The organism is Bradyrhizobium sp. CIR18, from assembly GCF_014198295.1.
Taxonomy (GTDB): domain Bacteria; phylum Pseudomonadota; class Alphaproteobacteria; order Rhizobiales; family Xanthobacteraceae; genus Bradyrhizobium.
Genome location: NZ_JACIHF010000001.1, coordinates 501783 through 527335, shown reverse-complemented (window position 1 = coordinate 527335; position 25553 = coordinate 501783). Strand labels below are relative to the sequence as shown.

Sequence of the window (25553 nt, the reverse complement as noted above, 5' to 3'; positions counted from 1 at the left end):
TCCAAGCTCAGTTGCACACGATCCGCTGCTTGACGGCGTGCTTGGTGACAAAGCCATAGCCGCAATTGTCGCAGGTCCAGAGATAGCTGATGAAATGGTCCGACACATACGCAGATGCTTCGGCGGCGACCATGGAGTCGGCGCACACGGGACAGGTCGGCAACTCGCTGCAACGCGGATCACGCCTTAGCGCTACGGTCGGCATCACTTCAGCAACTGCTGACATCGTGTGACCTCCCTGCTTTGAGACCTAAGTCTAACATAAGCAGAATCAGTTGACGAGGTCGCAACACAAATGCGTTGGTTTTCTGCTAATTGAAGCTCACCGCGATTTTGCGATGCAGCGTATTTAACATGTGCCGCATTCTCGCTTGCGTGTCGTCGCAGGCTATCCGTAACTGCGCATGAGCTGCGTAAGAAGCGCAGGTGTCGTCACAGGGAGTTCATCATGGACGCATCGTCCACCACGGGTGCAGCGCACCAACCCGGCCGCGGCCGGATCTATGACTCGATCGTCGACGCCTTCGGCAATACGCCGACCGTGCGCTTGCGCCGGCTGCCCGGCATGCACGATGTGAATGCCACGATTTTGGCAAAACTTGAATATTTCAATCCGGCCGCGAGCGTGAAGGACCGCATCGGCGCGGCCATGATCATCGCGATGGAGAAGGCGGGAATCGTCAAGCCCGACACCGTGCTGATCGAGCCGACCTCCGGCAATACCGGCATCGCGCTCGCCTTCGTGGCGGCTTCACGCGGCTACCGCCTCAAGCTGGTGATGCCGGAATCGATGTCGATCGAGCGGCGCAAGATGCTGGCCTTTCTCGGTGCCGAGCTGGTGCTGACGCCGGCGGCGCAGGGCATGAAAGGCGCGATCGCCGCCGCCGAGGAGCTGTTGAAGACGACGCCGAACTCGGTGATGCCGCAGCAGTTCAAGAACCTCGCCAATCCCGAGGTGCACCGCCGCACCACCGCAGAGGAGATCTGGAACGACACCGGCGGCAATATTGATTTCTTCGTGGCCGGGGTTGGCACCGGCGGCACGATCACCGGCGTCGGCCAGGTGCTCAAGCCGCGCAAGGCCTCACTTCGCGTGGTCGCGGTCGAGCCGGAGGAAAGTCCGGTGCTGTCAGGCGGACAGCATACGCCGCACAAGATCCAGGGCATCGGCGCTGGCTTCGTTCCCGACATCCTCGACCGCGCCGTGATCGACGAGATCGTGAAGATCAACTCGACGACGGCGATCGAGACCTCGCGCGCGCTGGCGCGGCATGAGGGCATTCCAGGCGGCATCTCCTCGGGCGCGGCGATCGCTGCGGCGATCCAGATCGGCAAGCGGCCGGAAGCGGCGGGAAAGACCATCCTGGCGATCGTGCCGTCCTTCTCGGAGCGGTATCTTTCGACAGCGCTGTTTGAGGGAATCTAGGACATGGCGGATCAACCCCCGAGGCGGCCGCGCACGCTCGGAGATGCCAGGACCGAGGCCGAGGCGGCATTCAAGAAGGTGACAGCCAAGGTCGCCGCAGCGCCGCCGAAGCCGAACGTGGCGCCGGGAATCAGGGAGCAGGTGACGCTGCGCATCGATCAGGACGTGCTGGAGTTTTTCCAGGAGGGCGGACCGGGTTGGCAGGACCGCATCAACGATGCGTTGCGCAAGGCCGCGGGGAAGTAGCCAACCTCGCAATGGCGGGCATGCTGCGACACCGTCGCACCAAAGAAAAAGCCCGGTGGGAGCCGGGCTTTTGTGTTTTCAAGCTTACCGCATCTCAGCGGCGGAACATGCCGCCCATCATGCCACCGACGACGCCGCCCACGAACGCCGCGCCGGCAGCATCGCCGGGATTGCTGCGCTGGGGAGCCGGTGCCGGTGCCGGTGCGCTGCTGCCTGCGGGCGCGGCGGCACGGCGGGCCGCCTTCTGGCTGTTGTCGCTCGCGGTCGGCGGGGCGGCCTGGACCTCCGAGATCAGGGCCTTGTGCTGGTGCTTGTTGAGGTAACCCGATGAGGGATAGCCGCGCGCGGCCTGCCAGCGCTTGAGCACGGTCCGGGTCTCATCGCTGAACACGCCGGTCTGCTTGGTGTCGAAGCCGAGCCCGGTGAGGCGACGCTGCACGTCGCGGCGCTGGGTCTTGTCGAGGCCGATCTGATCCTCGGTGAGCTGGGTGGCCTCGTCGGTGAAGGTCGCGGGATCGACGCCGGCGTTGAGGGTGCGTGTCGCGGTCGACGGGCCGCTCTTGATGGCCGCGAGGCGTGCCAGCGCCAGCGCCTTGAACTGACCGTTCGGATAGGCGGAGAGATAGGCGTTGAGCTCTTCCGGCTTGTTGGACTCTTTCACCGAGCGCCAATATTCGAGCTCGACGCCGTCCGAGCTGCCGCTCGCCGCCGGCACGATGCCAGAAGCGGTCGGCGCCGCGTTGGCGACCTGGGTTGTCGGAGCCTGGTTGAGATAGACCGAGCCGGTCAAGTTGGTGTGGCCCCAGGGCAGCTGACCCTTGCGGGTCTCTTCATTGACCTGGGCGCGCACCGACGTCATCGCCTGCTGGATCTCGATGCCGGGCTTGGTGATGTTGTCGATCAGCGCACGGGTGAAAGGGCTGTTGTTGCCCTCCTGACCGTCGAGCGCGGTCTGGCCAGGGCCGGTGGCGAACGCGATGAGGGTGCCTTCGCCGGATTTCATCTCGGCAAGACCGCTCTGCACGTTGACGCTGCGCGTCGCGGAGTTCGACTTGATCTTGGCGGCGAACGGGTTGTCGCGGCAGGCATCCAGGAAGACGAGCTTGACCTTGGCATCGCCCATGGTCTGCTCGAGCGTCAGATCGATGTTGATGGCGGCGCCCAGCTTGACGTCCATCTCCGACTTGATGTCGGCGTCGACCGGCAGCAGGTAATTGGTGCCGCTGACGGCGATGCCGTGGCCGGCATAATAGAACAGCGCGATGTCGGAGCCCTGCGCCTTGCGGCCGAAGTCGAGCAGCTTCTCCGTCATCTGGTCGCGGCTGAGATTGGAGCCTTCGATCACCTCGAAGCCGACATTGCGCAGCGTCGCCGCCATCGCCTTGGCATCGATCGGCGGGTTCGGCAATTGTGCGACGTTCTTGTAGGAGCCGTTGCCGACGACGAAGGCGACACGACGGTCGGCCTTCGCGGCACTGACCGACAGTGCCACGCACATGAGCGAAGCGAGGAGGGTGAGATAGCGCATTCTGAAATCCCCAGAATCGAATTGCAGGCAGCAACGAATTGGCAACGAACCTACACGAAGTGCCCGACTTCGCGCCACCGAAACGGCGGTCCGTTGCGTGCAACCCGCTGCTGTGTGGCCGAATGTGCACGACGGGAATGATTCCCAACGTGATCCAAATCACACGGCCACTTTGTTTTGTCGCGCGAGGCAGCGCGAGGTTCACGGCGCGCGGGCGGGAACCGCTGAGGCCGGCTTCAAATTCAGCAGATTGCCACACAGGATCAGCACAGCGCCGAGCACGGTCCAGGCGTCGAGCCGCTCGGAATACAGCAGCCAGCCGGCCGTCGCAGTCAGTGGAACCCGGAGGAAGTCCATGGGAACCACGATCGTCGCGTCGGCATGTCGGAGCGCGCTGGCAAGGCAATAGTGCGAGAAAGTGCCGCAGACGCCGATGACGAACAGCCATCCCCAAAGATAGGCTGACGGCCAGGTCCAGACGGCGAATGTCGGCAGCAGGCCCACGACCATCTGCACGATGATCATCCAGAACAGGATCGACAAGGCGCTCTCGGTCCGAGTCAGCGACTTCGCCAGGATCATCGAGACGCTGAAGCCGATTGCAGCCCCGAGCGCGATCAGTTGGCCCGGATTGATCTCGCTGGTGGCGGGTCGCACGATCATGACGACGCCGACGATGCCGAGCACGACGGCGGCGATCTTCCAGATCGTCATGCGTTCAGACAGGAACGTTGCGGCCAACACCGCAGTCCAGATCGGCATGGTGAACTCGATCGCCACCACCTGCCCGATTCCGATCAGCGTCAGTGCGTAGAACCAGCCGAGCTGCGCGAAATAATGGACCCCATTGCGTGCAAGGTGCTGCGGCAGGCGTTTGGTCGCGACCGCCTTGAAGCCGCCGGCGCGGTAGATGAGCGGCAGGAGCAGCGTGAGACCGATCACCGAACGCACTTCCATGATCTGGAAGACGTTGAGCTCCCGCGTGGTCTCGCGCCCGGCAACCGCCATGACCAGCATCAGCGACAGCCAGCCGGCCATCCACAATGCAGCCATCGTTTTGGACGGTGTCGCGCTCATTGAGGCAGGGTGCTGGTGGATGGAATGTGAAAGGACGGCCGGTATCGACGACATCGCCGCCGTTTGCAACGGCCAAATCTGCGGATGCAGCGATGCACCGCAACGTGCTAAGGCATCAACGAACAACGACAAAAAATGGGAGAACTCAGCTCATGCAGATCCTGCAGCCGGCCGAATGGAAAAAACCGCGCGGCTTCTCTCACGGCATTGTGGCGGAAGGCCCTGGCCGCTGGGTGGTTTTGGCCGGCCAGACCGGCGGCGACGAGGCCGGCAATTACACGCCCGACATGGCCGCGCAGGTCGCGGCCGCGCTGAAGCGGATCATCAAGCTTCTGGCCGAGGCCGGCGCCGGCCCCGAGCACATCGTCCGCCTGACCTGGTACCTGACCAGCCGCAGCGAATATGAAGCAGCCGGTGCCGGCATCGGCGCCGCCTGGAAGGAAACGCTCGGACGCAATTTCCCGCCTTCGACGCTGCTCTATATCGGTGGCCTCGTGGACGAGCGGGCCAAGGTCGAGATCGAGGTCACGGCGTTCGTGCCCGGCGCATAAAAAAAGTCGACCCGGCGCGCTCGCCGGATCGACTGCCGTGTCGCTTTACGGTCTTACTTCGACAGCGAGATGTTGGCGCCGCGGAATTGGCTATCCGCGCGGATCGAGACGTTCTGCTTGTTGCCGGACGTCTTCAGCGAGAGGTTGGCATTGAAACCGGCGGCCGAGGCGACCAGCTCGTAGTTTCCGCCGGCACCGCGGCCCTGAAGCGAGCCAGAGATGTTGCGGCTGGCCTCTGACCAGCTGCCGGCGATCGCGCCGCCTTCAGCCTTGACGTTGGCTCCGAGGTTGAACTTGTAGGCGTCGCTGGCGCAGGTCAGCGACATCTCCATGGTCGGTCCGATCGGGGCGTATCTGGCCCGGCAGCGGATCCGCTCGGTCGAGCCGTCGTCCAGGGTGACGACGCCGCCGCCGCTCCAGGTACCCGCCAGCGGGGCGAAGGGGCCCGACTGGGCCATGCTTTCGGTGTTGGCGATCCCTGCCGCAAACAAAACGGCGGCCGCAATCAGCAGCCGCCGGTTCCGGGCGCGAGACTCAATTGGTTTATTGGCGCGATGCTTCCCACCGCCCGCTGCACGGTATGCCTGCAGATGCTCCATTCCACTTCCCCGATCCGGCGTTGCCGCTGAGTTGACCGTTGGCATATGCACCATTGATCGAAACTTTCACAAGTCCCCCGCTGCCGATGGTGCCGGAAACGTTAGCGCCGGGCGCGGTGATCCGGCCGTCGGCAACCGTCAGCATGGAGCTTGCGGTCGGCTCGCAGGTGCCGCTCTTGGTGACGATGATGACCTGCCAGTTGCCGTCATAGGGGCTCTGGGCGAGGGCGGGAGCGGCGAGGGTGCCGGTCAAAACTGCAGCGGCACAGAACGCCGCGATGCGACCAAAACGCATGAATTCCGTCCTTGAATTTGTCTGATATGCTGACGCTTATTCGGACGAAATGTGACGGAAATTTGTTGCAATGCCAAATCGAAAATTGTTCCTGTGGAAACAATGGTTTATTTGCGATCCCGGCTCCAATTTTCGAAGCGGAATCAAGGCCCCTTCACGTTAAGGTTAAACGTCAGGAGAGACTCGGTGCAGAGGTCGCGAACTGCTCGTCCTGAGTCTTGGACGGCAGCGCCTTGTGGACCTTGGCATAATCGATTACGTCGGCGAGCAATTTGAGGCCGAGCGGAGCGAGCGCGCGCTCCCAGAGCTCGCGGGCGGTCTCGCCCTTCTTGACGAAGCACCAATCCTGGGCGGCGATGGCGCCAGCGTCCATGCGGTCGGCGAGATGATAGATCGTGCCGCCGGCAATCGGATCGCCTTCCTTGATGGTCCATTCCACGGCGGCCTTGCCGCGATGGCGTGGCAGCAGCGAGGGGTGGTAGCCGATCCCGCCGAACTTGGCGGCGGCGAGCGCGTCCCTGCCGATCCGGGCGTGGCTGTGCGCCGTGATGATCAGGTCGGTATCGGGGGCAATCTCGGAGGCCACCACCAGCTTCGGATTGGCTTGGACCGCGACCTCGATGCCGGCCGCCTTGGCGGACGCGGCCAGCCGATCCTCGGCATCGGCGACGACGACCCGGACGACCGAGACGCCGTGCTCCCGGAGCATGTTCAGGGTGGTCACGCCGAAATGGCGGGAGCCGACGAGGGTAATGCGCATGGGTGTCCGATCCGGTCTCGCAACTGCGTCATCCTCCCGATAACACGTCCGGACGCCCTGTCACCCCCCGCGCGGCGTTTGCGCCGGTTATCAACAATGTGCCGGCGGGGCGCGACGGATTTCGCGATTGCGCAGGCGACCGTTCCGGTGCTCCATAGCTGCATTGCACGGCTCGGGAGCGAGTGCATGCGAGGCGCCTGGCTTTTCCTTTTCGCGATGCTGATCGTAGCCCCTCCGGCCCATGCCGGCGGGCCGTACCCTGCTGTGCCGCCGGAGACCGGAGTCGCGCCGTTCGTGGGGCCGACCTGGGACGCCTATCGTTGCGCCGGAGGGCCTGTCACCAATTTCTATCACGGTGCCTATTACGGTGAGGAGCCGCCGGCGCTCTATCGCAGCTACGCTTACCGGCCGCACTATCGCTACGGCGCCTATCGCAGATATCCGCGCACCTATTTCTGCGTCACGGACTAAAGCGTGATCCGGAGAACCGCTGCGCACTTTTCCGGAGCATGTTTTGGCGTTGCCGCACGGCCACGACGGGCCTGCATGCAGGCGATAAAACCGGTTCCTGTGTTTCGTTTTTAACAGAGGTATTTGCGGCCGGCTGCTAGACCTGCGCCTACCGGGGCTGGCGACATTTCAACCCGCATCCGTTTTCGAACCCGGCTTTGGCCGCTGGCATAATCGCCAGCGGCCTTTTCGTGCCACGCATCACGAAATCATCGAATGGTAACACGATCTCAACCAGCCTGGCGTATCGACGAATCCGTCGCGGATTTGTATTGCGTACCGCGACACCGAAAATGTCCCGCCGGCCTTTGTGCGCCGCGCGGGCCTTTTTCGCCGGGACAGATTTCATGCCGAGCGCAATTGAGCAGATTGTCGACAGCTATGTGCGGCTGAAGAACCGGCGCGGGCTCGATCAGCTGATGATGCACAGACAGCGGCTCGCGGTCGATCTGAAGAGCAGGTCCGGCTATGATTTCAGCCTGCCGATCGGCCAGATCGACGAGGAGATCGCGATCATCGAGGCCGGCCTTGGCCGGCTCAAGGCGGAAAATTCCAACGCGGTCTAGCGGGGGCGGCGAGGCGGGCTCCCGCGCGGAGTGGGGACGACGCATCGTCGCAGGCCGAAAACCGGTTCATGCATGGTTCAGGCCGGCCATGTCTCAATCCCCGGGTTGTTTCGTGGGACACGAATCCTGCTAGGCTTGTCCCCGTGATTTGGAGGAGACGTCATGATCGAGCTTGCGCTGGCCGGCCTGCTTGCATTCGCAACCGTGCCTGCGGCATCGCCGGAGCCCATGGTGCAGCAAGTTCAGTTCAGGGGTGGTCCGGGCGGACAATGTCCGCACGGCTATGATTACAACCACTCGAACGGCCGCTGCTATCCCAACGACTATCATTCGCCGGGTGTCTATACCCGGGATCCAGGGCCAGGCGAATACTACGGACGACGACGCGGCGGCGGCCTCTGTCCGCACGGCTACGACTACAATTACTCGAACGGCAGCTGCTATCCGAACGGGGCGCACGGGCCCGGCGCTTACGGGCGTCCCGAAGCCTACGGCGGACGACGCGGCGGACTCTGCCCGGACGGCTACGATTACAACTATTCGAGCGGACAGTGCTATCCGAACCGCGCACGCGCGCCCGGCATGTACGGGCGGTAATCGATCGCCGTACTGAGGCGGGCGCTCAGTCGCGCCGGCCGCCGTCGATCACCGTGAATAGCGGCCGAGCCGGGGTCGGCTCGACCAGCAATTCCTCCACCAGCGCGGTGGCTGCATCGACATATTTGCGTGTCGGCTTGTCGAGAGGGCGCTTGGCCTCGTCGTCGAGCGCGATCTTTGCGGCTTCGACAAGCTTGCGCATGCGCGCCGCATGGTCGTCGCCCGCCGTCAGCGTCGCGCGCGCCAATGAGCGCAGCACGAACAGCTCGCCCTCGAGACGGAGCAGGCGGTCGTTGAGCCTGGTAAGGACGGCGTTGAGGTCGGCCATGTCTGCTGTTCGGCGCGAAGGATCCGTCCTGATCTAGCGGCGATCGGTGAACGGAGTCCAAACGGTACCGGTGCAATTCGGCCGATCCTCCGGTCCGTCCAGGATGACTGGCACGGCGCAATCAGAGATTGGACAGCCTACCACTCGACGTCGGCCCAGCGCTTGCCGAACACGGGCGGCCGTGTCTTCACGGCTTGCCAGCCGAAGAAATGATGCTTGCCGGACCAGGCATGCACCACGCCGCTACAGATGCTGCATTTGAAGCTGCCGGTGTGGGCTTCGCTGTGCTCTTCCCTGGTCGCGGTGTAATTCATGCCGCAACCTGCACAGGAGAATTCTTCGATCGTCCAGATGCTGTTGGCCATTTGATGGAATGCTTTTTGTTGACCTCGACCCAAGGTAGTCACGGGCGTTTGCAACGGCGTAAACCGGGGCAGGGAAATCCGGTTAACGGGCGTTAGCCAAGCCCGGCCGCCGTCGCGGGCTGCGCAGCCGGATCAGCTGCCGTTTCGCATGTCCCGGTCGATGCGCATCTGCACTCGCCTGATTGCGAGCTGCCGCAGCCTGCCTTGCACCCGTCCGGAGCGGACCCTGCCGCCGATCGCATAGGCATATTGCCAATAGCCCGGCGCGGCGTTCGGCCTCAGGGAATAGCGGATACCGCGGTGCATTCCCGCGCGTGCATCGGATTCGCCGGGAGGGTCTGTCATCGTCTTTCGAATGCGGGATGGCCCCGATGTGTTCCTAATCGTGGGTCCCGGCAGTTCCAGTCGCCTTGACGCCGGATGCGTTGCTGGCAATAACGGCTAGACCTCGCAAGCACCGGAAGTTGCGTTCATGCCGCAAGGAAAGCAGTGCCAGTGAAAAGTCTCCGTCAGCTCCTGACGGGAGAGGATGTCATCCAGCTCGTGATCCGGCTCGGCCTGCTCGCCCTGCTGATCATCTGGACCTTCCTGATCATCCGCCCGTTCGTGCCGATCCTGGCCTGGAGCGGCGTGCTCGCGGTCGCGTTCTATCCGGCCTTCAGCTGGGTCGCAAAAATCCTCGGCGGCCGGCCCAAGACGGCAGCAGTGATCCTGACCCTGATCACGCTCGGCATCGTCATCGGCCCGGCGACCTGGCTTGGCATCAGCGCGGTGGACGGCGTGCGTGAGCTGGCGCATCAGCTCGGCACCGGCGATCTGGCGCTTCAGGCCGCGCCCGAACAGCTCAAATCGTGGCCGCTGGTCGGCCCCTTGCTCTACGAACTCTGGGACCAGGCCTACACCAACGTCCGCGCGGTGGTACGCGAGGTGGCACCGTATCTGCAGCCGCTGGCGGGACCGCTGCTTTCGCTCGCCGGCGATGCCGGCGTCGGCACGCTCCAGTTCCTGGTGTCGGTGTTCGTGGCGGGCTTCTTGTTTCCACATGGGCCGCGGCTGGTCGCGGCCAGCCGCGGTTTCCTGTTTCGCATCGTGCCCGAGCAGACCGAGCATTTCCTGTCGCTCGCGGGTGCGACCATCCGCGCCGTGGCGCAGGGCGTGATCGGCGTCGCGATCGTCCAGGCGCTGCTCGCCGGCATCGGTTTCAAGCTCGCGGCGGTGCCCAGCGCCGGCCTTCTCGCCTTCATCGTGCTGCTGCTCTCGATCGTGCAGATCGGCGCCTTCCTCGTGCTGCTGCCTGTCATCATCTGGATCTGGACCGCCAAGGACGTCACCACGGCGCTGCTCCTCACCGTGTTTCTCGTCGTCGTCGGCTTCCTCGACACCATGTTGAAGCCGCTCGTGATGGGACGCGGCCTGACCACGCCGACCATCGTGATCTTCGTCGGCGTCATCGGCGGCACGCTGGCCCATGGCATCGTCGGCCTGTTTATCGGGCCGATCATCCTGTCGGTGGCCTGGGAGATGATGATGGCCTGGATCAGGACGGAGGATCGGGCGGGGGCGTCCGAGGGCTGATCTCGCCTCGAACGGCGCGATCCTTCCGCCGTGTCGCGCCAGGACCCGAGGGATCGCGGCCTGTGATCAAGACGTGCCGGGAACTTGTCTGTTCGACTAGACCAGTTACGATCGGGACGATTCTGGTTTCAATGACGGCAGCAATGGCGAAGTCTTCCAAACTGGTTGCCGCCCGGCGCGGCAAGGTCTTGTTGGTCAGACGCCGGTCGGACGGCCTGTGGATGTTCCCGGGCGGTCGCAAGCGCGCGCGCGAGTCCGACAAGGATTGCCTGCGGCGTGAGATCAGGGAAGAGCTGCCCAAGCTGAAGCTTGGCAGGATCAGCCTCTGGAAGGAAGTGACGGCGAGGAACAAGCGTTCCGGTCGCAAGATGAGCGACGCGATCTTCATTGCCAAGACCGCCAAAGGCAGGCTGGCGATCGGCGACAAGAAGGAGATCGACCGTGCCGCCTGGCAGAAGCCGCGCGGCATCCGTCTGACGCCGACCTCGCGCTATATCCGCGACCGCCTGTTTCCGAGGAAGCAGAGGCGGCGGTGAGCTAGGCTAGTCCTCGCGTCCCGCTGATCGCGTTCGTCCGGCGAACCTCCTCGACTGCGCTCCCTGCGGTTCGGGCGCAGCAAGCTTCGCGGCCTCGGCCTCGCGCATCTCCTTGCGGACCTTGCGCGCATCGCGCATCGCGCGCTTGACGAAGGGATGTTGGGAATCCTCGGCGAAGAACAGCACCACTTCGCAGCTCGGACATTGCCTCGAATAGCCGTCCTGCAACCGCCCGGCGCGATCGCGAAACACGTTCTTGCACCGCGTGCACTGAATCTGGACTGAACTCATGCGCGCACAACAATGACTTTGGGAAATGGATCATCAGCTGATCCCAAATGTCTGAAGAAAGCTTGAATGCCTTGGTGGCGGAATGCTCGCAGACCGCGCGGGCAAGCGCCATCGGCCGGCCGTGGCCGGCGGTGGAAGAGGCCGGCTGGAACAGCCGGGCAGTCGCTATTGCTTGGCCGCCATCGTGTCCAGGCACTGGTTGAGAAAGGCGGTGCGATCCCTCGGGAGCACTTTCTCGAGATCCGCCTTCAGCGCGCATTCGCGCTGGCGCAACTGCTCGGCCCGGCGCTTCTCGGCCGCCTCGCGGAATTCGGGAGCAACCTTGTTGGGATCGACCAGCGGCTGTGAGCGTGCGGGAGCCGTCGCAAGCAGTGCAATGGCGGCGATGAAAATGACTGGTTTCAAATGAGCCTCCGTAAAATGAGGCATCCTAGCGCGCGACGGGTGCGCGCTCAAACCGGGGAATGCGGTACTCCGTTCCGGCGTGCTTTGCCGCGCGGGCGAACCTCCGCCGGCGACTTTGGAACGACTTGGCACGGCAAACGTCGAATCCTGGCTCCCGGCCCATCCCCAAGCCCCAAAACCCCCAGGCCGGGAGTAAACCTTCCCCACAAAGGTTGGCGACCTCGGTCTCACCGAGGTCGTTTGTTTGGCGTGTGTGAACCAGTTCACAAGCGCGAGGTGAAATCGCTGCTATGAAGACGTCATTGCTTGACCAGTTCATTTTGCTCGAAACGCCCCAGCGTGGCTCCAAGCGCTGGGGTTTTTCGTTTCTCTCCGGGCGCAGAATGTTTACAATCGCGCCAAGCGTCGCATCGACAGACGCAGATCTCGCGCCGCGCTAGTTCCGGCCCGAGCTCGATCAACAGCCAAATTGTCGGGATCGCGGCGCCGCGCCGAACGTTGCCACCAGGCGTGCGTTCACCGGGCAAATCCCATATGCAAGGCGAGAAGTCGCCGAATCGGAATGAGGGCGGCTGGCGTTCAGTTGACGACGGCTTACGACCAGAAACGGATTCAAGTGAGGCTTACCAAAAAGGCGCGGGTGGCCAAGACGCCGCCGAAGAAGGCGTCACCGCACAAGACGTCACCGAGCAAGACGTCGCCACGCAAGGCGCTGCCAACCAAGACGTCGCCAAGGAAGAGCAAAGCGGCGCAGCGCGCTGCGATCCCGTCCTCGTCGCCGCTCGGCATGCTGGCGCTCCATCTGCTTGCCCAATGGACGCAGTCCGGACGCAGCGGCATCGTCTTTCTCGCCGAGAACGAGAACAGGGCGGAGCGGCTCGGCAGTGTCATTCATGCGCTCGACCCCTCCTGTGAGGTCCTGGTATTTCCGCGATTGAACACTCTGCCGTTCGATCAGCTCGAGCCGTCGCACGAGCTCGCAGGGCGCAGAGCCTCCGTCCTGAGGCGCCTTGCGAAATCCAAGAAGCCGCTCTTTCTCGTCTCGACCGCCGAAGCCGTGATGGAGCGACTGCCGCCGCCGGCGAGCCTGTCGCGCCTGAGCGTGAGCCTGAAGGTGGGCGGCACGTTCTCCGAACAGGACCTCGAGACGCACCTCGAAGCGCTCGGATACGATCTCGACGACGAGCCGGATTATCCGGGTGGGGCGCTGTTCCACGGCCAGACCTTCGAGATATTTCCGGCCGGCGCGCTGGGGCCGTTCCGGATCGAGCATTCGGATCGCGCGATCAGGCGGATCGTGGCGTTCGATCCGAACGAGCACAGGATCATCTTCGAGACCAGGGAGCTTGTCGTCGATCCCATGTCGGAGCGGCTTGGCCTTGCCGGCAAACGCGGCAAGCGCGCGAGCCTGTTCGACTATTGCGGACGCGCCAAATGGATCGCCGATGCGGGCGTGCCGGTGCATGCCGACGGCTGGTTCGACACGATCGAGGAGGCCGCACCGCGTGCGGAGCGTGAGCGCGAATATCTCGGACGGCGGGACTGGAAGCAGCTCTCCCGGGGCATGAAGGTGTTGCCGCGCGCGTCGTCCTTCCAGACGGTCCCGGAGTTTTCGAAACTGACTTCCTCCAGGAAAGCGCTGCGTGCCTTCGTCGAGGAGACGCGCCGGGCCGGATCGCGACTGATCCTCGCCGCAGCGCATGAGGACGATCTGCGCGTGATGGAGCGGATGAGCGGCCTCAAGGCGCAGCGTTGCGAAGATTGGGACGACGCGGCGCGCGGGCGGAGCGGCGAGGCGGCGCTGCTGGCCGATCTCGATGCAGGCTTCGTGATGCCGGGCAAGAAGCCTCTCGTCGTCGTGACGGCGTCCGACGTGCTCGGCAGCCGGGCGCATCATCCGCAGCCGATGGCGCGCGCCTGGAGCGCGGCCTTCGATCATGCCGACGTGCCCGAGCAGGGCACGGTGGTCGTCCATCTCCAGCGCGGCCTTGGCGTGCTCGACGGCCTGCAGACCGTGAATACCGGCGGAGGCGCAATGCGGGAGATGATCCGCCTGAAATTCGCCGGCGACAATGCGGTGCTGGTGCCGCCGCCCGATCTGGCCTTGATGTGGCCTTACGCGGCCGAGCTCGGCAAGCTCTCGCTCGACAAGGCGGACGGCAGCACGTGGTGGGCGCGCCGCGGTGAGGCCGAGCGCGAAATCCAGGTCGCCGGCAAGGCGCTCGCCAAGCACATCAGCCAGCGCCGCAAGCGGCGCGGCGAAAAGCTGGTTCCGCCAGGATCGGCCTATGAGAAGTTCGTCGCGCGTTTTCCTTACTTCACGACGACCGACCAGGCCAAGGCGGTCGCCGACGTGCTGGACGATCTTGCCTCCGGCCACCCGATGGACCGGGTGATTTGCGGCGACGTCGGATTTGGCAAGACCGAGGTGGCGCTGCGTGCGGCGGCCGCCGTCGTGCTGTCCGGCAAGCAGGTGGCGATCGCAGTGCCGACGACAGTGCTGGCACGGCAGCATGTCGCAACGTTTCAGAAGCGATTTGCGCCGTTCGGCATCGAGGTCGGAAACTTGTCGCGGGCGACCTCGGGCGCGGAGTTGCGCGAGACCAAGGAGGGACTGCGCAGCGGCCGGATCAAGGTCGTGATCGGCACGCAGGCGCTCGGTGGCAAGGATGTCAGGTTTGACGATCTCGGCCTGGTCATCATCGACGAGGAGCAGCATTTTGGTGCGGCCGAGAAGGCCAAGCTCTCGGGCCTCGCCAAGAACGTCCATGTGCTGATGATGAGCGCGACGCCGATCCCGCGCACGCTCGCCGCGGGCCTGGCTGGCTTCCGCGATCTCAGCGTGATCGCTTCGCCCCCGGTGCACCGGCTGCCGGTCGCGACCAGGATCGCGCCGCTGTCGGATGCGGCGATCGCCTCCGCGCTGCTGCGCGAGCAGCGCCGCCACGGCCAAAGTTTCCTGATCTGTCCGCGCATCCAGGATCTCGATCCCATGCTGGCGCGGGTGCAGGCCGTGGCGCCGGACTTAAGCATTGTCTGCCTGCACGGCAGGTTGGCGGCCGACGAGATCGACGACCGCATGATGAGTTTCGTTGAGGGCAGGGCCGACGTCCTGCTCGCGACCAACATCGTCGAGAGCGGCCTCGACATTCCCCGTGCCAACACCATCGTGGTGTGCTGGCCTGAAAAGTTCGGCCTCGCCCAGCTGCATCAGCTGCGCGGGCGCGTCGGCCGCGGCGGCATCCGCGCCTTCGCCCATCTGTTGACCGAGACGCAGTCCGGACAATCCGAGAAGCGGCTGGCTGTGCTCGAAGAGTTCAGCCGGCCCGGCGCGGGCTTTGCCATCAGCGAGCGCGACCTCGATCTGCGAGGCGCAGGCGATCTGTTCTCGGAGCAGCAATCCGGCCACGTCCAGGTGTTCGGGCCGGTGCTCTACAGCCACCTCCTGAAGATGGCTTCGGAGAAGCTCGACGAGGGGCAGGCGGTGTGGGTGCCCGACCTGAACCTGCCGGTCGCGGACATGCTGCCCGAGACCTATGTGCAGTCCGAGCCGGTGCGGCTCGAGCTCTATGCGCGCGCCGCAAGATGCACCGACGAGGACGACCTCGAAGACCTCGAGGAGGAAACCGCCCGCCGCTTCGGCCCGCTGCCGAAGGTCGCGCGCGACTTCTTCGCCGCAGCCAGGCTCAGGCTGGAATGCAAGCGCAGAGGCATCATCCGCCTCGACGTCGGCCCTGAAGCTGCGGCCGCAACGTTCCTGCCCGGACGCCTGCGGAAGTCGAAGGGAAGATCGCTGCAACGCGACGGCGACCGCGTGGTCCATCACGCCAAGATGCAGGACGCGCCGTTCGAGCGGGTGGAGGAGCTGTTCGAGCTGCTGGACGAGGGGTGAGGGCTCGCGCGTTCGTCAGCGCGAACAACTGCGAATTCGTAGCGGAGTCCCTGTTCCACCATTATAGTTAATCGGGGCGTGGCGAAGGAGATTGTCCGATGTCACATGCCATTCCTCCGATCATTGTCGCGATTGTCGCAAGCTCGTGTCTGTTGGCCCTGGTGCAAGCAGGCGGCGCAAATGCCGGGTCGGCAGGAGCGGGCATGGGAACGGGACCGGGTAGCGCTGGCGGCTCGGCGCCTTCCGGAATGGGAACGGGTGCGGGCAATGCAGGTCCTTCCGCACCCGCGGGGATGGGGACGAAGGACACCGCCGCCGGCGGAGATCTGGGCACCAACAGCCAACCGACCAATCCGAACGTTCAGCCCGCCACGCCCGCGAGGTCGCGGGCGGCAACTCAGGCTGCGAGAAATGCCGGGGTTGGTCACGCTCAAAATGGCCTGCCGATCGGCGCGATTGGGAGCGGCACGAGCAATGAGGATCAAAAGGCCACTGGTTCGGCGTCCTCCCAAAACAGATTGCGGCCTGCAACACAGGCTCAGGGAAACACCGGCGTTGGCTCGGATGCTCTCGCAGGGAGAGGCTCGAGCCTTTCAGACCAGCGAGCCGCACGAGCTGGAGACAAGGTGCTGGATGCCAAGGCCCAGGTCGAGCGGCGAACGACTGTGTCGCGCAAACGCGGTACGAGCCCGATAGGACCAGGTTTGTAATCTGCGAGTGGATGGAGGAGCTGTTCGAAGTGCTGGATGAGGGGGAGAGCGCATCAAAATGCGAAAACAACCCCATGCACAGTAGCTAAGTGCGGCTGGCACAAGGTGTTTTGAAACCGGCGGCAAGGCTCGTTCGCTCCGTCGGGCAAAACAGGGGCATTCTGCCAAATTCGGAAAGGTCTTTGGTCAGATGCTGACCTAGGAACGGCTGCCGTAGGGTGGGCAAAGGCGCAGAGAACGCCTTTGCCCACCCTACGGCAGCTGTCAGCGTAGCGCCTCTGGTCTTCGCACGTTCCCCGTAATCGGCCGGGGGCGGCGTAGTCGGCCGCTAACGTGGAATTAATCCAAAATGCTCACAATTTTAGGCAGTTGTGTAAGGGTGCTGCGTACAAGGGGTCGTCGCGCGGGCGGTCCAGGGGCGGTTTCCTGTTGCTCGCTCACTGGGGTCAATGCAAATGACCACGACCTTCGAAATGCAAAGCTTCGCCCAAGAACTCGACGCAGTAGCACTTGCAGCCGCCGCAGCGGAGCAGGAACCCGCGGTCCAGGAAGCCCCGGTTCCGATCAAGCAGTCCAGCCGGAAATCGGTCCTGGCCCTGTCGGTGTGTGCCTTGGCCATCAACGGCGCGGCGGCCATCTACACCTCGCCGTCCGATTTTCGGTCGCTGAATGTCGGCAGCCTGGCTGAACTGCTTCCGCGCCTGGAAGCATCCGTGCCAAAGCCTGATCCGGTCGTCGCGGTCTTGAAGGACATTCAGTCGGCCCAGCAGCAACACACCGCGTTGCTGCAACAGACCAATCAGGCAACGGACCAGAACTCGGTTTTGCTGCAGCAGGATTCAATGGTGCTGCTGTCGCTGCGACAGAGCATCACGGACGAACGGGTCGACGTGAAGAAGATATCGTCGCAGCTGTCCACGCTGATCGCGAAGATCGATACGCTGCAAAATGCGATGACGTCGGACGTCACCTCGTCCATCCGAAGAGCGCATGCGCGCTACGGACTATCCGCCGCGATGCGCAAGCGGATGGTTCGCGAAGCAAAGCCCCTCGGTCCCGTTTCGGTCGGAGGCGCGCCGTTGACTGTGCCGGCTGCGACGGCGGCTCCGGAAAGCTGACGACTGCAACTTCGGGATTGACCGAGGTCGCCCGGATTGACCGTCAGGCCTGACAGTCCGTCACTTCGCGACGTGGTCGATCTTGTGCTGCAGATGCCCGGTGTCGTGATCGCGACGCAACTGGCTCAGCGATGTCTCGTTCAGCTGCAGCAGGACCTCGCTGAGCTCAGTCGTATCGGGATAGCCGGCCGCAAAACCCCTTCCGTAAATCTTGCGCAACGTGCCGACCAGCGTGTTGCCGTGCTTCTTGCTGATCGCGCCATCCTTGTCACGGTGGCGGCCATCCAGGCCGTGTTCCTTCATGGTTCGCTCCCTGTGCGGCGTCTTGAGCGCCTCGAGAGAGCCTGCTCCCAAACGAGTTGACTGGCAATGGCATGGTGCGCGGCTGTTGCGAGCTGCCTGCACCAGCGCAGGTGCCCGCGCTTCTCTCCTGCTTGTGAAGCCGCAATCGGTTGTGGTGAGCCGATCGGCGCATCAGATGACAGCGGGCGATTGCTCGATTGGAGTTGATGCGATGCGCTCTCTTCTTGCCATGGGTCTGCTGCTGGCGCTGTGCACCGCTGCAAATGCCGCGCCGGTGCATCGCGCACGCCATCCTGCGGTGGAACGCCCCCGCGCGAATGCTGGTCCGCCGGCGCGCTTTGCGGTCCCTGGCTGGAGCGACGATGCAACGCTGCGCTGGCTGAACAACGCCTCGTCAAACGTCGGCCGAGGCGGATAGCCGCGGAAACGGGCGCTGATGATGGATCGAATGGCTCGGATGGCGAAGCGGCTAGGCGGCCTGCTCTTCGAACGAGGTGTAGACCCGGCCGGCGGGATCAACGACCTGAACGTCCCAGCACCCGTCCTCTGTAAGCTCTTTGGCTTTCTTGAGGGCGGCGGCGAGTGACAGCCGCTTGAGACTGACGACGCCCGCCGTGTCGAAACCGTTGATTTCAAACATGCCGTTCCTCCGGTTTTGGTGAATCCTACACGTTTCCGGCGGGTTGTCAGCGGGTTTTTGAGAGTGGCTCCCGGAGCGGCTGCAGATGCCAGGCACTAGCAGGGAGCGGTAGGAGGCACTGTCGCCGGCAGGCGTGGAGCGCGATCAGCAACTTCGGCCTCAAGTCAGTGGGATGGTGTGTCCACCCGCAGACAGGGACGGCACTGGCAGGCCTGTACTGCGGGAAGCGTGAAGATTGCAGGCAGCGTGGCCAAAAACGTCATCGGCCGTCTGCACTTGGAGCAGATCAGAACGGGCGGGCTGTCTTTCGCTACGCAGATCATCGTCAAAATGCCTGGAGGGGAAGGGCACAATAGGCAGATGTTGCGTGGAGTTCATCTCGGGGCGACTACTGGGCTCTATCGGAAATTGGGCGGTTTCTTTGCGATAAGAGTGCCGTTCGGGAGACCGGTCGCGGTGGCGCTGCTTGCAACGAACGATGGGATTCGAAAGTGCTCAACCCATTCTACGTGCTACATGGGCAAGGTCGCGAATGGGGGACTGAGACCACTTTGGCTTTGACGAGATCGCCATCGTGGTTGGACATTCGAGAAGCGTGTCTTGCCGCTACGCCAACAAAACTTCGGCCGCACGTCCTCGCCTTCATTAACTTTTGGCTGAAGCAACATATGTTGGTGCCGGAACAGCGCCGGGAGATTTTAGTCCGATTGCATCATTGTCCCGATTGGTCCAGCGACGGGCCAATCCAAGTTTCTTCGAAGCTTGGTTGGGGGCTTGCACGACATGCGAGAACATCATGGTCAAGCGGTTGACGCCGCTGTGCTGCTGCGTGAAGGCCTAGAACAGCTCACGTCTCAATTATTCGAATTGGAAAGTCTTCGCGCTCGCGTGCTTGTGGCGGGGCGGCGCGCACAGATCACCGCCGATCCCGATACGCTGACAGCGCGGGGAACAGCGTTCCGTGATCCACGTCAACAACGGGCCCCCGTCAGCCCTTCGCAATCATCCCGGCCATGACTCCGAACGACGAACCACCGGCCCCGCCGAGACCAAAGCCCGCGCGCGACACGCGGCGCATGGACGAGGCCTTGGCTAACCTCGAAGCGTATGCGGACGATCTGCGGGAGCTGATCAGGAAGCTCCGGAGGCGATTGCATTGACGGTCCGTTGCCCCGGACGCTGCCGAACTTGGGCCCGGCCGGAGGCTCACAACGCACCTACGTGCTGCAGACCCCGAAAGCTGAAGACAAGTCGAGCAAATCAGTTGGACGATGTCCGCAAAAAGTGGCCCGCGGGATTCGCGGCGCGCCTTTTTAGGGCCGAGTCGGGGCAGTCGCAGTCTTCCGCTCAAGCATGGCCATTTCAACTTGGTCAGCCAGGACCGTGAGGTGGCTTGCAAGCCGGTCGAACACTTCGCGCTTGCCTGGATCGGTTGCCAAATCGCGGATCAGGGCGCATTCGGCCGCATCTTTCCGGAGCTTCTCGATCTGAGCCAGATAATCCTTCATTGGGCCATTGCTCCGTTCCCCGCAAATGGAACGTACAGGCAATGTACGAAAGCGAACAGAAGTGATTGCCGCTTTTTCCTAGTCTACGGTGGCTTGGCCTTCCCCAAAGGTCCAAGCACCTCCAGCGGCCCCGGCCTCCCCACCCCAGAAGCCCCCCACCGCCGGGGCCGTCACTGGCGATAGCCCGACCGATCGATCGTATCCCGGGAAGTTGATCTTCTCCGCGTTCGCGATATGGGGGCCTTGAGCCATTTTTGCAGCGGACGCGCTGCGACGATGCGCGGCACTTTCAATGGGAACTGTCCCCTCGCCACCGCATTTCCGATCGCATAGTTTTCCCGGTTGTCTCGGTCGGTCTTTGAGTGGCCCAAGGGGCGTACAATGGGCATTGGTGATCACACCGCTGTGCTGAAACAGCGTTTCGACGAGCTCGCTTCCGGGCTCTCCGAGTTGGAAAATTTGCGCTCCCGCGTGATCGCGGCCGAGCAAATGCAGAAGATGCGTAGCGCCGACCGCAAACCGGCCGCACCAACCCACCGGACTGCTAAACCCAAATCATCGTCGGCAAAATCCGATCGGCCAAAGAGGCGCCTGGCGCGGCCGCCCGGCGTCGGGCAATGACGTCGACGCCGGGCTACCGGCAATGCCAATGCCGGCTAGATTTTGGCAACCGTCATCAGCATTCGAGCGTGGCCGAAATACTCAACTAGTGAACTACGCGAAGAAAATAGTAGCCGACGCCGCCGATGACGAGCACCGTAGGGACGGCCCAGAGTATGAATACCGGCATGTCTACCTCCTCCAGTTACCTCCGGTAGCGGGATAACTTGGCAGAGATGGTGCCGTTCCAGCCTTCTAGGGGCGGGGATCCGATCTTCGCGTTGCACGGCTTGAGCTTCGTGAGATTCAGATTAGCGCGTTGAGCACTTGCGAAACCCATCGCAGGCAAGTTGGTCGGTCACTTCGCGGGCTTTTGAGGATCGCTCCGATAATCGATCGCGGATCGCAGCGGCGCTGATCGCAACGAGTGATGGGTTTTGCAAGAGCTCAAACCGACTTACGCGCCGAGTGCTATGCCAGCGGAATGGTGTCGACGCGCAGACAGGGGCGGCACTGGAAAGCATGGACTGCAGGCAGATTGAGGATGGCGGGAAGCGTGGCCAAAAACGTCATCGGCCGTCCGCACTTGGAGCAGATCAGAACGGGCGGGCTGTCTTTCGCTACGCAAACCATCGCCAAAATGCCTGGAGGGGTAGGGCACAATAGGCGCATGCTGCGGGGAGTTCATCTCGGGGCGACTACTGGGGTTTATCGGAATCTGGCACTCGTTTGCGGCGACGAGCTACCAGAGCTCTATTGCGCATGAACTCGAGTGCGAACCATGTCGACGTCGAAATCGCGACCGGCCGTCACCGAATTGTACATTCCTCATTCCGGAGACGTCGATTGCGTTTTTAGCCTTACGCCGCGCTACCTTCCGAAGTTCGCGCGCGACGAGGTCGCAGGGGGAGGAGCTTCTCGGGCCCTGCTCAAGCTCAATTGGCAGGTCAAAAGTCCTCGGTCGGGTGCGCTTCTACAGCGGCAAGTACGGACCAGCGACAGAAAAGTGCGATTTTTAGAACCCGCTGTCGCTAGACGTCAGCGCATGTCGAGATGGAACGACATTTCGTTCGGAGACCGCGTCCTCGGGCTTGCGGGACTGACGCGCCAAAGCGCCCCCCCGAAAGGGGATGGGGACTTTTCGCGTAGGCCTAGTGCAACACGCGCGCGGCCTCGGCGAGCCGAACCCTTTCTCTGAGCTCCTCGAGTTCCTGAAGCATTTTCAGGAGATCGGGCAGGACATTTGCCCGCTTCAAAATTCGGGTCGTTTGTCCCATCGCTATACGCCTCCATGGCCTCCTGACGGCGAGCCACATCAAGGCGCACACAGGCAAATTTTCCCCTGCAAGAGAATGAACAATCTTAACCAGATCAGTGGTGGGATGATCGCGGAGCCTGGACAACGCGAAGCGATCCTTTGCCGGGGATTGCGCGTCATCCGCGATAGGCGGGCCATCGGCCTTGCCGGGCCTCATCGGCTCAGCGGTTGCCACAGGCAGCGTAGACAAAGCGCGGCTCGATGTCAGACAGGCGGACAACATCAGGCCAGCGATCGGCGCTCAACGCTACGTGATGGCCGCAATGGTGGTAGAACACAACGCCCTGCAAGCCATCTCGCGCATCTTGCCGAACGTGATCTTCACCGGTCGGCCGTCCGCGTGCGTGGGCGTGGGCGTGTGGCGTCGAGCAGAGCCGGGCATGCCGCTATCGAAGCGCGCCGCAAGCCGGAGTCGAGTTATCAATTACTTGGGCTTCGGAATGCGCCCGAGCTAGCGCCCCGTAGGTGTGCAAAGATCACTGTGACGATCTAACCCCGGGGCTGGTCGCCCTTGGAAAACTTCACCCTGGCCTTCGTGATGATTGCACCCACGCGATCGAGATAACGCGCAACCAGTTCCGTCGCGAGTATGTCCTCAAACTCCGCAGGAATGTTCTTCATGTTCACGCGCAATCGATTCGCCAACACGGGGCCCACGCAGAGTTTTTCGGTTCGGCTGGTCTTGTTGGCCAAGCTATTGATCCGGCTGTTGGTGAGCGCGCTGGGGCTCGAACCCAGGACCCCGTGATTAAAAGTCACGTGCTCTACCGGCTGAGCTACGCGCTCCCATGGCCGCTGATGGCACGTCAGAGATCGCCATCGTGGTCGGACATTCGAGAAGCATGTCTTGCCGCTGCGCTTAAGCTGGCGTCGCGGGGAAAAACCGGCTGTTTCCGGATCATGCTTTCGGCCCGCGCTGTGTAGGGGGATGGGGCGCTGAGGTCAATAGCGTGGGTGGTTGCTGAAAGTCGCGGCAGGGGCGGGGATTTGCTCGCGGTTTCCGCCGCTTAAGGCGGAAAGCTCAACCCGATTGGCGGGCCGTCATCCACGCCGAACTGTCAGGGGTCGCCGGACCGGCTCGGCCTGCATGGTTCGAGACGCCCGCTTTGGCGGGCTCCTCACCATGAGGGTTTGTCAGTTCGTCTCCCGCCGCACCTCGTTCGGCACGGGCTGCGGCGTGCCGGGGGCCGGCAGCGCGACCGGGCGCAGGCCGATCAGCTCGGCGGTGCGGATCGCGCTGTCGCGCCAGAACTGGAACGAGTTGATGCGGCTGAGCTCGAGGATGGCGATGGCGACGGCGGCCAGGAACGGCAGGCTCTGCAGCACCAGCACACCGGCGAAGATGTAGATCTCCGTGATCTGGCGGTAGCTGTTGGAGGCGATCAGCACGCCGGCGCCGATCACGAGCAGGGTGCCGATCACGGCCTCCCAGAACGCCTGGAACTCGATCGACATCCTGGACAGGCCGCCCTTGGAGGTGCGGGCGAAGGCGATGTGCTCGGTGATGAGGCCCTGCGCCACCGCGCGCGACACCGTCCACTGCACGCTCATCGCGGCGATCATAGCGCCGAGCATCTGGCCGGGCTTGATGGCGACGCGGGCGCGGTACATCGACAGGAAGTGCGCCAGCGAGACGATGAAGGCGCCGATGATCGGCAGCGTCAGGATCTTGTCGGGAATGGCGATGTCGGCGAAGGCGACGATCGGCACCCAGATGAGGTTGAGCAGCGCCACGACCACGCCGAGGCTTTCGGCGCCCAGCCAGTTCAGCCAGCCCAGGCCATATTCGCGCTTCTGGTCGGGCGTCAGCCGGCTCTTGCCGGGCAGGAAGTAGCGCCAGTGCTTCTTCACGATCTGGAGGCCACCATAGGCCCAGCGGTGACGCTGCTTCTTGAAGGCCTCGTAGGTGTCGGGCAGGAGGCCCTGGCCGTAGCGGTGGTTGGTGTAGTGGGTGGTCCAGCCGAGCTCCTGGATCGCAAGGCCGAGATCCGAATCCTCGCAGATCGTATCTGACGACCAGCCGCCGGCCATGTCCATCGCCGCGCGGCGGATCAGGCACATCGTGCCGTGCACGATGATGGCGTTGGCCTCGTTGCGCTGGACCATGCCGATGTCGAAGAAGCCGGCATATTCGCCGTTCATGATGTAGTGCATGATCGACAGATCGCCGTCGCGATGCTCCTGCGGCGCCTGCACGAGGCCGACACGCGCATCGGCGAAGGCAGGCACGAGGTCCTTCAGCCAGTCGGGATCGACGGCATAGTCGGCGTCGAGGATGCCGATGATCTCGGCATCCGCCGCTGTGCGGTCCATCGCAATCCGAAGAGCGCCGGCCTTAAAACCCTGCACCTTCTCGGCGTTGATGAACTTGAAGCGTTCGCCGAGCGCGCGGCAATGGTCCTGGATCGGCTGCCAGAACGCAGGATCCGGCGTGTTGTTGATGATGACCACGCATTCGTAGTTCGGATAGTTCAGCCGCGACAGCGCATCCAGCGTCTGCTTGAGCATCTCGACCGGCTCGAAATAAGCGGGAATGTGGATCGAGACCTTTGGGCAGTAATTCTCGGGAACATTCTCGACCGGCTTGCCCTTGCTGAGCAGTCGCTGCGGCGACCGGCCGAAGGCGACCGCTGCGATCTCGTCGATGCGGGCCATCGCAATGAGGACGAGCGGAACAAGCAGGATCATGCCGAGCGTCAGCGCGAAGGCGGAGCCGAAGATGAAGTAATGGCTGTTCCAGAACGCGAACACGGTCGCGGCCCAGGCGCCGACGCCGTTGGCCGTCGCCGACAGCAGGAAGGCCTGCTTCGCGGTCGGCTTTTCAATCCGCAGGATCGGCAGCGACAGCAGGATGCCGACCAGGAGCGCGATGCCCATCAGCTTCCAATAGTCGGGGTTCTCGACCGGACCGGTCCAGGCGAATTTCGGCTCACGGCTGGCGTTGAGGATGCCCCAATACGGACCGACGCCGCCTTCGAAGAATTTCCAGGGCTGATCGATGGCCTCGACGATGTTGTATTCCATGCCGATGGCTTCGGCGCGGCTGACGAAGTTGCGCAGGATCAGAGCCTGCTGGAATGGGCCCGGATCGGCGTTGCGCAGATTGTAGCCCTGGCTCGGCCAGCCGAACTCGGCGATCACGATGCGCTTGCCGGGGAACAGGTTGCGCAAGAGATTGTAGCGGTCGACGGCCTGGTCGACCGCCTGGTCCGAGCGGAAGTTTTCCCAGTAGGGCAGCACGTGGGCGGCGATGAAATCGACGCTGGAGCCGAGGTCGGGATTGTCGCGCCAGATGTTCCAGATCTCGCCGGTGGTTACGGGCACGCGGACCGAGCCCTTCACCTTCTTGATCATGTCGATGAGGTCTTCGACCTTCTGCTCGCCGCGGTAGATCACCTCGTTGCCGACGACGACGCCGACGACGTTGCTGTTCTTGCGGGCGAGCTCGATGGCGGCCTTGATCTCGCGCTCGTTGCGATCCTTGTCCTTGTCGATCCAGGCGCCGACGGTGACCTTGAGGCCGAACTCGGCCGCGATCGGCGGCACCAGTTCCACGCCGCCGGTGGACGAGTAGAGGCGGATCGCGCGCGTCATGGTCGACAGCGTCTTCAGGTCTGCGCGGATTTTCTCGACCGTCGGGATGTTGTCGATATCGGGGTGAGCCGAGCCTTCGAACGGCGCGTAGGAGACGCTCGGCAACAGGCCCTTGAAATCGGGCGCGGGTTCCTTGTCGCGCAAGACTCCCCACAGCCCAGCGTGAAGCGCGGAGACGAGCAACAGAACGGCGGCGACAACGCGCATCGCGGCTA

The 25553-nt window shown here is 63.4% G+C and carries 28 protein-coding genes and 1 tRNA gene; 12 read left to right on the top strand and 17 right to left on the bottom strand.

The annotated features are described in order from the left end of the window. Positions 1-7: 7 nt before the first annotated feature. Positions 8-226, bottom strand: coding sequence for a hypothetical protein (locus tag GGD65_RS02595; protein ID WP_018317928.1), 219 nt, complete (start codon positions 224-226; stop codon positions 8-10). A gap of 222 nt (positions 227-448) precedes the next feature. Here GGD65_RS02595 and cysK point away from each other — a divergent pair, with 222 nt between their 5' ends. Further along, positions 449-1426 (top strand): cysteine synthase A, encoded by a 978-nt coding sequence (gene cysK / locus GGD65_RS02590; RefSeq protein WP_018317929.1) that lies wholly within the window; start codon positions 449-451, stop codon positions 1424-1426. A gap of 3 nt (positions 1427-1429) precedes the next feature. Continuing rightward, positions 1430-1672, top strand: a complete 243-nt coding sequence (locus GGD65_RS02585) for a BrnA antitoxin family protein (protein WP_018317930.1) — start codon at positions 1430-1432, stop codon at positions 1670-1672. A 94-nt stretch (positions 1673-1766) separates the two neighbouring features. Here the strand turns inward: GGD65_RS02585 and GGD65_RS02580 are convergent, their stop codons facing one another. Continuing rightward, entirely contained in the window at positions 1767-3200 is a 1434-nt protein-coding gene (locus tag GGD65_RS02580) for a caspase family protein (RefSeq protein WP_018317931.1), read from the bottom strand. A 201-nt stretch (positions 3201-3401) separates the two neighbouring features. Beyond that, positions 3402-4277, bottom strand: a complete 876-nt coding sequence (locus tag GGD65_RS02575; RefSeq protein ID WP_179736636.1) for a DMT family transporter — start codon at positions 4275-4277, stop codon at positions 3402-3404. Positions 4278-4429: 152 nt separating this feature from the next. Here GGD65_RS02575 and GGD65_RS02570 point away from each other — a divergent pair, with 152 nt between their 5' ends. Further along, entirely contained in the window at positions 4430-4828 is a 399-nt protein-coding gene (locus GGD65_RS02570) for a RidA family protein (protein WP_183234336.1), read from the top strand. A 53-nt stretch (positions 4829-4881) separates the two neighbouring features. Here GGD65_RS02570 and GGD65_RS02565 read toward each other — a convergent pair whose 3' ends face one another. The 3 genes from GGD65_RS02565 to GGD65_RS02555 form a co-directional block, all read right to left on the bottom strand. Further along, complete coding sequence (locus GGD65_RS02565; protein ID WP_183234335.1) at positions 4882-5427, bottom strand: hypothetical protein; 546 nt, start codon at positions 5425-5427, stop codon at positions 4882-4884. Then, positions 5372-5722, bottom strand: coding sequence for a hypothetical protein (locus GGD65_RS02560; protein WP_026201935.1), 351 nt, complete (start codon positions 5720-5722; stop codon positions 5372-5374). Before GGD65_RS02560 ends, GGD65_RS02565 begins: the two co-directional genes overlap by 56 nt. A gap of 172 nt (positions 5723-5894) precedes the next feature. Beyond that, a complete protein-coding gene (locus GGD65_RS02555; RefSeq protein WP_018317936.1) occupies positions 5895-6482 on the bottom strand; it encodes a formyltransferase family protein in 588 nt (195 codons plus the stop codon). A gap of 186 nt (positions 6483-6668) precedes the next feature. On the opposite strand from GGD65_RS02555, the gene GGD65_RS02550 reads away from it, so the two are divergent. The 3 genes from GGD65_RS02550 (at position 6669) to GGD65_RS02540 (ending at position 8155) form a co-directional block, all read left to right on the top strand. Further along, positions 6669-6953, top strand: coding sequence for a hypothetical protein (locus GGD65_RS02550; RefSeq protein WP_183234334.1), 285 nt, complete (start codon positions 6669-6671; stop codon positions 6951-6953). A gap of 386 nt (positions 6954-7339) precedes the next feature. After that, positions 7340-7558: a hypothetical protein gene (locus GGD65_RS02545; RefSeq protein ID WP_183234333.1), complete on the top strand. Its 219-nt coding sequence runs from the start codon at positions 7340-7342 to the stop codon at positions 7556-7558. Between the two features lie 162 nt (positions 7559-7720). Continuing rightward, a complete protein-coding gene (locus tag GGD65_RS02540; RefSeq protein WP_018317939.1) occupies positions 7721-8155 on the top strand; it encodes a hypothetical protein in 435 nt (144 codons plus the stop codon). Positions 8156-8180: 25 nt separating this feature from the next. Here the strand turns inward: GGD65_RS02540 and GGD65_RS02535 are convergent, their stop codons facing one another. The 3 genes from GGD65_RS02535 to GGD65_RS02525 form a co-directional block, all read right to left on the bottom strand. Continuing rightward, positions 8181-8483: a hypothetical protein gene (locus GGD65_RS02535; protein WP_018317940.1), complete on the bottom strand. Its 303-nt coding sequence runs from the start codon at positions 8481-8483 to the stop codon at positions 8181-8183. A 137-nt stretch (positions 8484-8620) separates the two neighbouring features. Further along, positions 8621-8848: a hypothetical protein gene (locus GGD65_RS02530; RefSeq protein ID WP_018317941.1), complete on the bottom strand. Its 228-nt coding sequence runs from the start codon at positions 8846-8848 to the stop codon at positions 8621-8623. Between the two features lie 132 nt (positions 8849-8980). Beyond that, positions 8981-9193 (bottom strand): hypothetical protein, encoded by a 213-nt coding sequence (locus GGD65_RS02525; protein WP_026201938.1) that lies wholly within the window; start codon positions 9191-9193, stop codon positions 8981-8983. A gap of 150 nt (positions 9194-9343) precedes the next feature. Between GGD65_RS02525 and GGD65_RS02520 the strand changes: the two genes are divergently transcribed. Both GGD65_RS02520 and GGD65_RS02515 read left to right on the top strand, forming a co-directional pair. Then, positions 9344-10423, top strand: coding sequence for an AI-2E family transporter (locus GGD65_RS02520; RefSeq protein WP_018317943.1), 1080 nt, complete (start codon positions 9344-9346; stop codon positions 10421-10423). A gap of 143 nt (positions 10424-10566) precedes the next feature. Continuing rightward, positions 10567-10959 (top strand): NUDIX hydrolase, encoded by a 393-nt coding sequence (locus GGD65_RS02515; RefSeq protein WP_018317944.1) that lies wholly within the window; start codon positions 10567-10569, stop codon positions 10957-10959. Positions 10960-10965: 6 nt separating this feature from the next. Here GGD65_RS02515 and GGD65_RS02510 read toward each other — a convergent pair whose 3' ends face one another. Both GGD65_RS02510 and GGD65_RS02505 read right to left on the bottom strand, forming a co-directional pair. Then, entirely contained in the window at positions 10966-11250 is a 285-nt protein-coding gene (locus GGD65_RS02510; RefSeq protein WP_092257955.1) for a hypothetical protein, read from the bottom strand. A gap of 165 nt (positions 11251-11415) precedes the next feature. Then, entirely contained in the window at positions 11416-11655 is a 240-nt protein-coding gene (locus GGD65_RS02505) for a hypothetical protein (protein WP_018317945.1), read from the bottom strand. A 562-nt stretch (positions 11656-12217) separates the two neighbouring features. Here GGD65_RS02505 and GGD65_RS02500 point away from each other — a divergent pair. Both GGD65_RS02500 and GGD65_RS02495 read left to right on the top strand, forming a co-directional pair. Beyond that, complete coding sequence (locus GGD65_RS02500; protein ID WP_409362731.1) at positions 12218-15547, top strand: DEAD/DEAH box helicase; 3330 nt, start codon at positions 12218-12220, stop codon at positions 15545-15547. A 1159-nt stretch (positions 15548-16706) separates the two neighbouring features. Continuing rightward, the gene (locus GGD65_RS02495) at positions 16707-17375 is read left to right on the top strand and encodes a hypothetical protein (RefSeq protein ID WP_183234332.1); all 669 of its coding nucleotides are present in this window, start codon (positions 16707-16709) and stop codon (positions 17373-17375) included. Between the two features lie 60 nt (positions 17376-17435). Here the strand turns inward: GGD65_RS02495 and GGD65_RS02490 are convergent, their stop codons facing one another. Further along, positions 17436-17678, bottom strand: coding sequence for a hypothetical protein (locus GGD65_RS02490; protein ID WP_026201940.1), 243 nt, complete (start codon positions 17676-17678; stop codon positions 17436-17438). A 211-nt stretch (positions 17679-17889) separates the two neighbouring features. On the opposite strand from GGD65_RS02490, the gene GGD65_RS02485 reads away from it, so the two are divergent. Next, the gene (locus tag GGD65_RS02485) at positions 17890-18096 is read left to right on the top strand and encodes a hypothetical protein (RefSeq protein ID WP_179736647.1); all 207 of its coding nucleotides are present in this window, start codon (positions 17890-17892) and stop codon (positions 18094-18096) included. Between the two features lie 51 nt (positions 18097-18147). Here the strand turns inward: GGD65_RS02485 and GGD65_RS02480 are convergent, their stop codons facing one another. Then, positions 18148-18318 (bottom strand): hypothetical protein, encoded by a 171-nt coding sequence (locus GGD65_RS02480; RefSeq protein WP_018317950.1) that lies wholly within the window; start codon positions 18316-18318, stop codon positions 18148-18150. 1313 nt (positions 18319-19631) lie between these two features. Beyond that, entirely contained in the window at positions 19632-19826 is a 195-nt protein-coding gene (locus tag GGD65_RS02475; protein WP_018317951.1) for a hypothetical protein, read from the bottom strand. 381 nt (positions 19827-20207) lie between these two features. Between GGD65_RS02475 and GGD65_RS02470 the strand changes: the two genes are divergently transcribed. After that, the gene (locus GGD65_RS02470) at positions 20208-20447 is read left to right on the top strand and encodes a hypothetical protein (protein ID WP_183234331.1); all 240 of its coding nucleotides are present in this window, start codon (positions 20208-20210) and stop codon (positions 20445-20447) included. Between the two features lie 1786 nt (positions 20448-22233). Here the strand turns inward: GGD65_RS02470 and GGD65_RS02465 are convergent. From GGD65_RS02465 to GGD65_RS02455, 3 genes are all read right to left on the bottom strand, one after another. Then, on the bottom strand, positions 22234-22437 hold the full coding sequence (locus tag GGD65_RS02465) for a hypothetical protein (RefSeq protein ID WP_183234330.1): 204 nt from the start codon (positions 22435-22437) through the stop codon (positions 22234-22236). Between the two features lie 17 nt (positions 22438-22454). Then, a tRNA-Lys gene (locus tag GGD65_RS02460) sits at positions 22455-22530 on the bottom strand. Between the two features lie 348 nt (positions 22531-22878). Beyond that, positions 22879-25545 carry a glycosyltransferase gene (locus tag GGD65_RS02455; RefSeq protein WP_018317954.1) on the bottom strand — a complete coding sequence of 889 codons (2667 nt, stop codon included), beginning with the start codon at positions 25543-25545 and terminating at the stop codon, positions 22879-22881. Positions 25546-25553 lie beyond the last annotated feature (8 nt).

Excerpts from the sequence above, each read along its gene's own strand:
- GGD65_RS02570 (WP_183234336.1), top strand. The coding sequence starts at position 4,430 with ATGCAGATCCTGCAGCCGGCCGAATGGAAAAAACCGCGCGGCTTCTCT.
- GGD65_RS02470 (WP_183234331.1), top strand. The coding sequence starts at position 20,208 with ATGGGCATTGGTGATCACACCGCTGTGCTGAAACAGCGTTTCGACGAG.
- GGD65_RS02565 (WP_183234335.1), bottom strand. The coding sequence starts at position 5,427 with ATGGAGCATCTGCAGGCATACCGTGCAGCGGGCGGTGGGAAGCATCGC.
- GGD65_RS02555 (WP_018317936.1), bottom strand. The coding sequence starts at position 6,482 with ATGCGCATTACCCTCGTCGGCTCCCGCCATTTCGGCGTGACCACCCTG.
- GGD65_RS02530 (WP_018317941.1), bottom strand. The coding sequence starts at position 8,848 with ATGGCCAACAGCATCTGGACGATCGAAGAATTCTCCTGTGCAGGTTGC.
- GGD65_RS02575 (WP_179736636.1), bottom strand. The coding sequence starts at position 4,277 with ATGAGCGCGACACCGTCCAAAACGATGGCTGCATTGTGGATGGCCGGC.
- GGD65_RS02510 (WP_092257955.1), bottom strand. The coding sequence starts at position 11,250 with ATGAGTTCAGTCCAGATTCAGTGCACGCGGTGCAAGAACGTGTTTCGC.
- GGD65_RS02585 (WP_018317930.1), top strand. The coding sequence starts at position 1,430 with ATGGCGGATCAACCCCCGAGGCGGCCGCGCACGCTCGGAGATGCCAGG.
- GGD65_RS02495 (WP_183234332.1), top strand. The coding sequence starts at position 16,707 with ATGCAAATGACCACGACCTTCGAAATGCAAAGCTTCGCCCAAGAACTC.
- cysK (WP_018317929.1), top strand. The coding sequence starts at position 449 with ATGGACGCATCGTCCACCACGGGTGCAGCGCACCAACCCGGCCGCGGC.
- GGD65_RS02525 (WP_026201938.1), bottom strand. The coding sequence starts at position 9,193 with ATGACAGACCCTCCCGGCGAATCCGATGCACGCGCGGGAATGCACCGC.
- GGD65_RS02455 (WP_018317954.1), bottom strand. The coding sequence starts at position 25,545 with ATGCGCGTTGTCGCCGCCGTTCTGTTGCTCGTCTCCGCGCTTCACGCT.
- GGD65_RS02550 (WP_183234334.1), top strand. The coding sequence starts at position 6,669 with ATGCGAGGCGCCTGGCTTTTCCTTTTCGCGATGCTGATCGTAGCCCCT.
- GGD65_RS02595 (WP_018317928.1), bottom strand. The coding sequence starts at position 226 with ATGTCAGCAGTTGCTGAAGTGATGCCGACCGTAGCGCTAAGGCGTGAT.
- GGD65_RS02490 (WP_026201940.1), bottom strand. The coding sequence starts at position 17,678 with ATGAAGGAACACGGCCTGGATGGCCGCCACCGTGACAAGGATGGCGCG.
- GGD65_RS02515 (WP_018317944.1), top strand. The coding sequence starts at position 10,567 with ATGGCGAAGTCTTCCAAACTGGTTGCCGCCCGGCGCGGCAAGGTCTTG.
- GGD65_RS02485 (WP_179736647.1), top strand. The coding sequence starts at position 17,890 with ATGCGCTCTCTTCTTGCCATGGGTCTGCTGCTGGCGCTGTGCACCGCT.
- GGD65_RS02535 (WP_018317940.1), bottom strand. The coding sequence starts at position 8,483 with ATGGCCGACCTCAACGCCGTCCTTACCAGGCTCAACGACCGCCTGCTC.
- GGD65_RS02500 (WP_409362731.1), top strand. The coding sequence starts at position 12,218 with ATGAGGGCGGCTGGCGTTCAGTTGACGACGGCTTACGACCAGAAACGG.
- GGD65_RS02475 (WP_018317951.1), bottom strand. The coding sequence starts at position 19,826 with ATGAAGGATTATCTGGCTCAGATCGAGAAGCTCCGGAAAGATGCGGCC.
- GGD65_RS02580 (WP_018317931.1), bottom strand. The coding sequence starts at position 3,200 with ATGCGCTATCTCACCCTCCTCGCTTCGCTCATGTGCGTGGCACTGTCG.
- GGD65_RS02540 (WP_018317939.1), top strand. The coding sequence starts at position 7,721 with ATGATCGAGCTTGCGCTGGCCGGCCTGCTTGCATTCGCAACCGTGCCT.
- GGD65_RS02545 (WP_183234333.1), top strand. The coding sequence starts at position 7,340 with ATGCCGAGCGCAATTGAGCAGATTGTCGACAGCTATGTGCGGCTGAAG.
- GGD65_RS02560 (WP_026201935.1), bottom strand. The coding sequence starts at position 5,722 with ATGCGTTTTGGTCGCATCGCGGCGTTCTGTGCCGCTGCAGTTTTGACC.
- GGD65_RS02480 (WP_018317950.1), bottom strand. The coding sequence starts at position 18,318 with ATGTTTGAAATCAACGGTTTCGACACGGCGGGCGTCGTCAGTCTCAAG.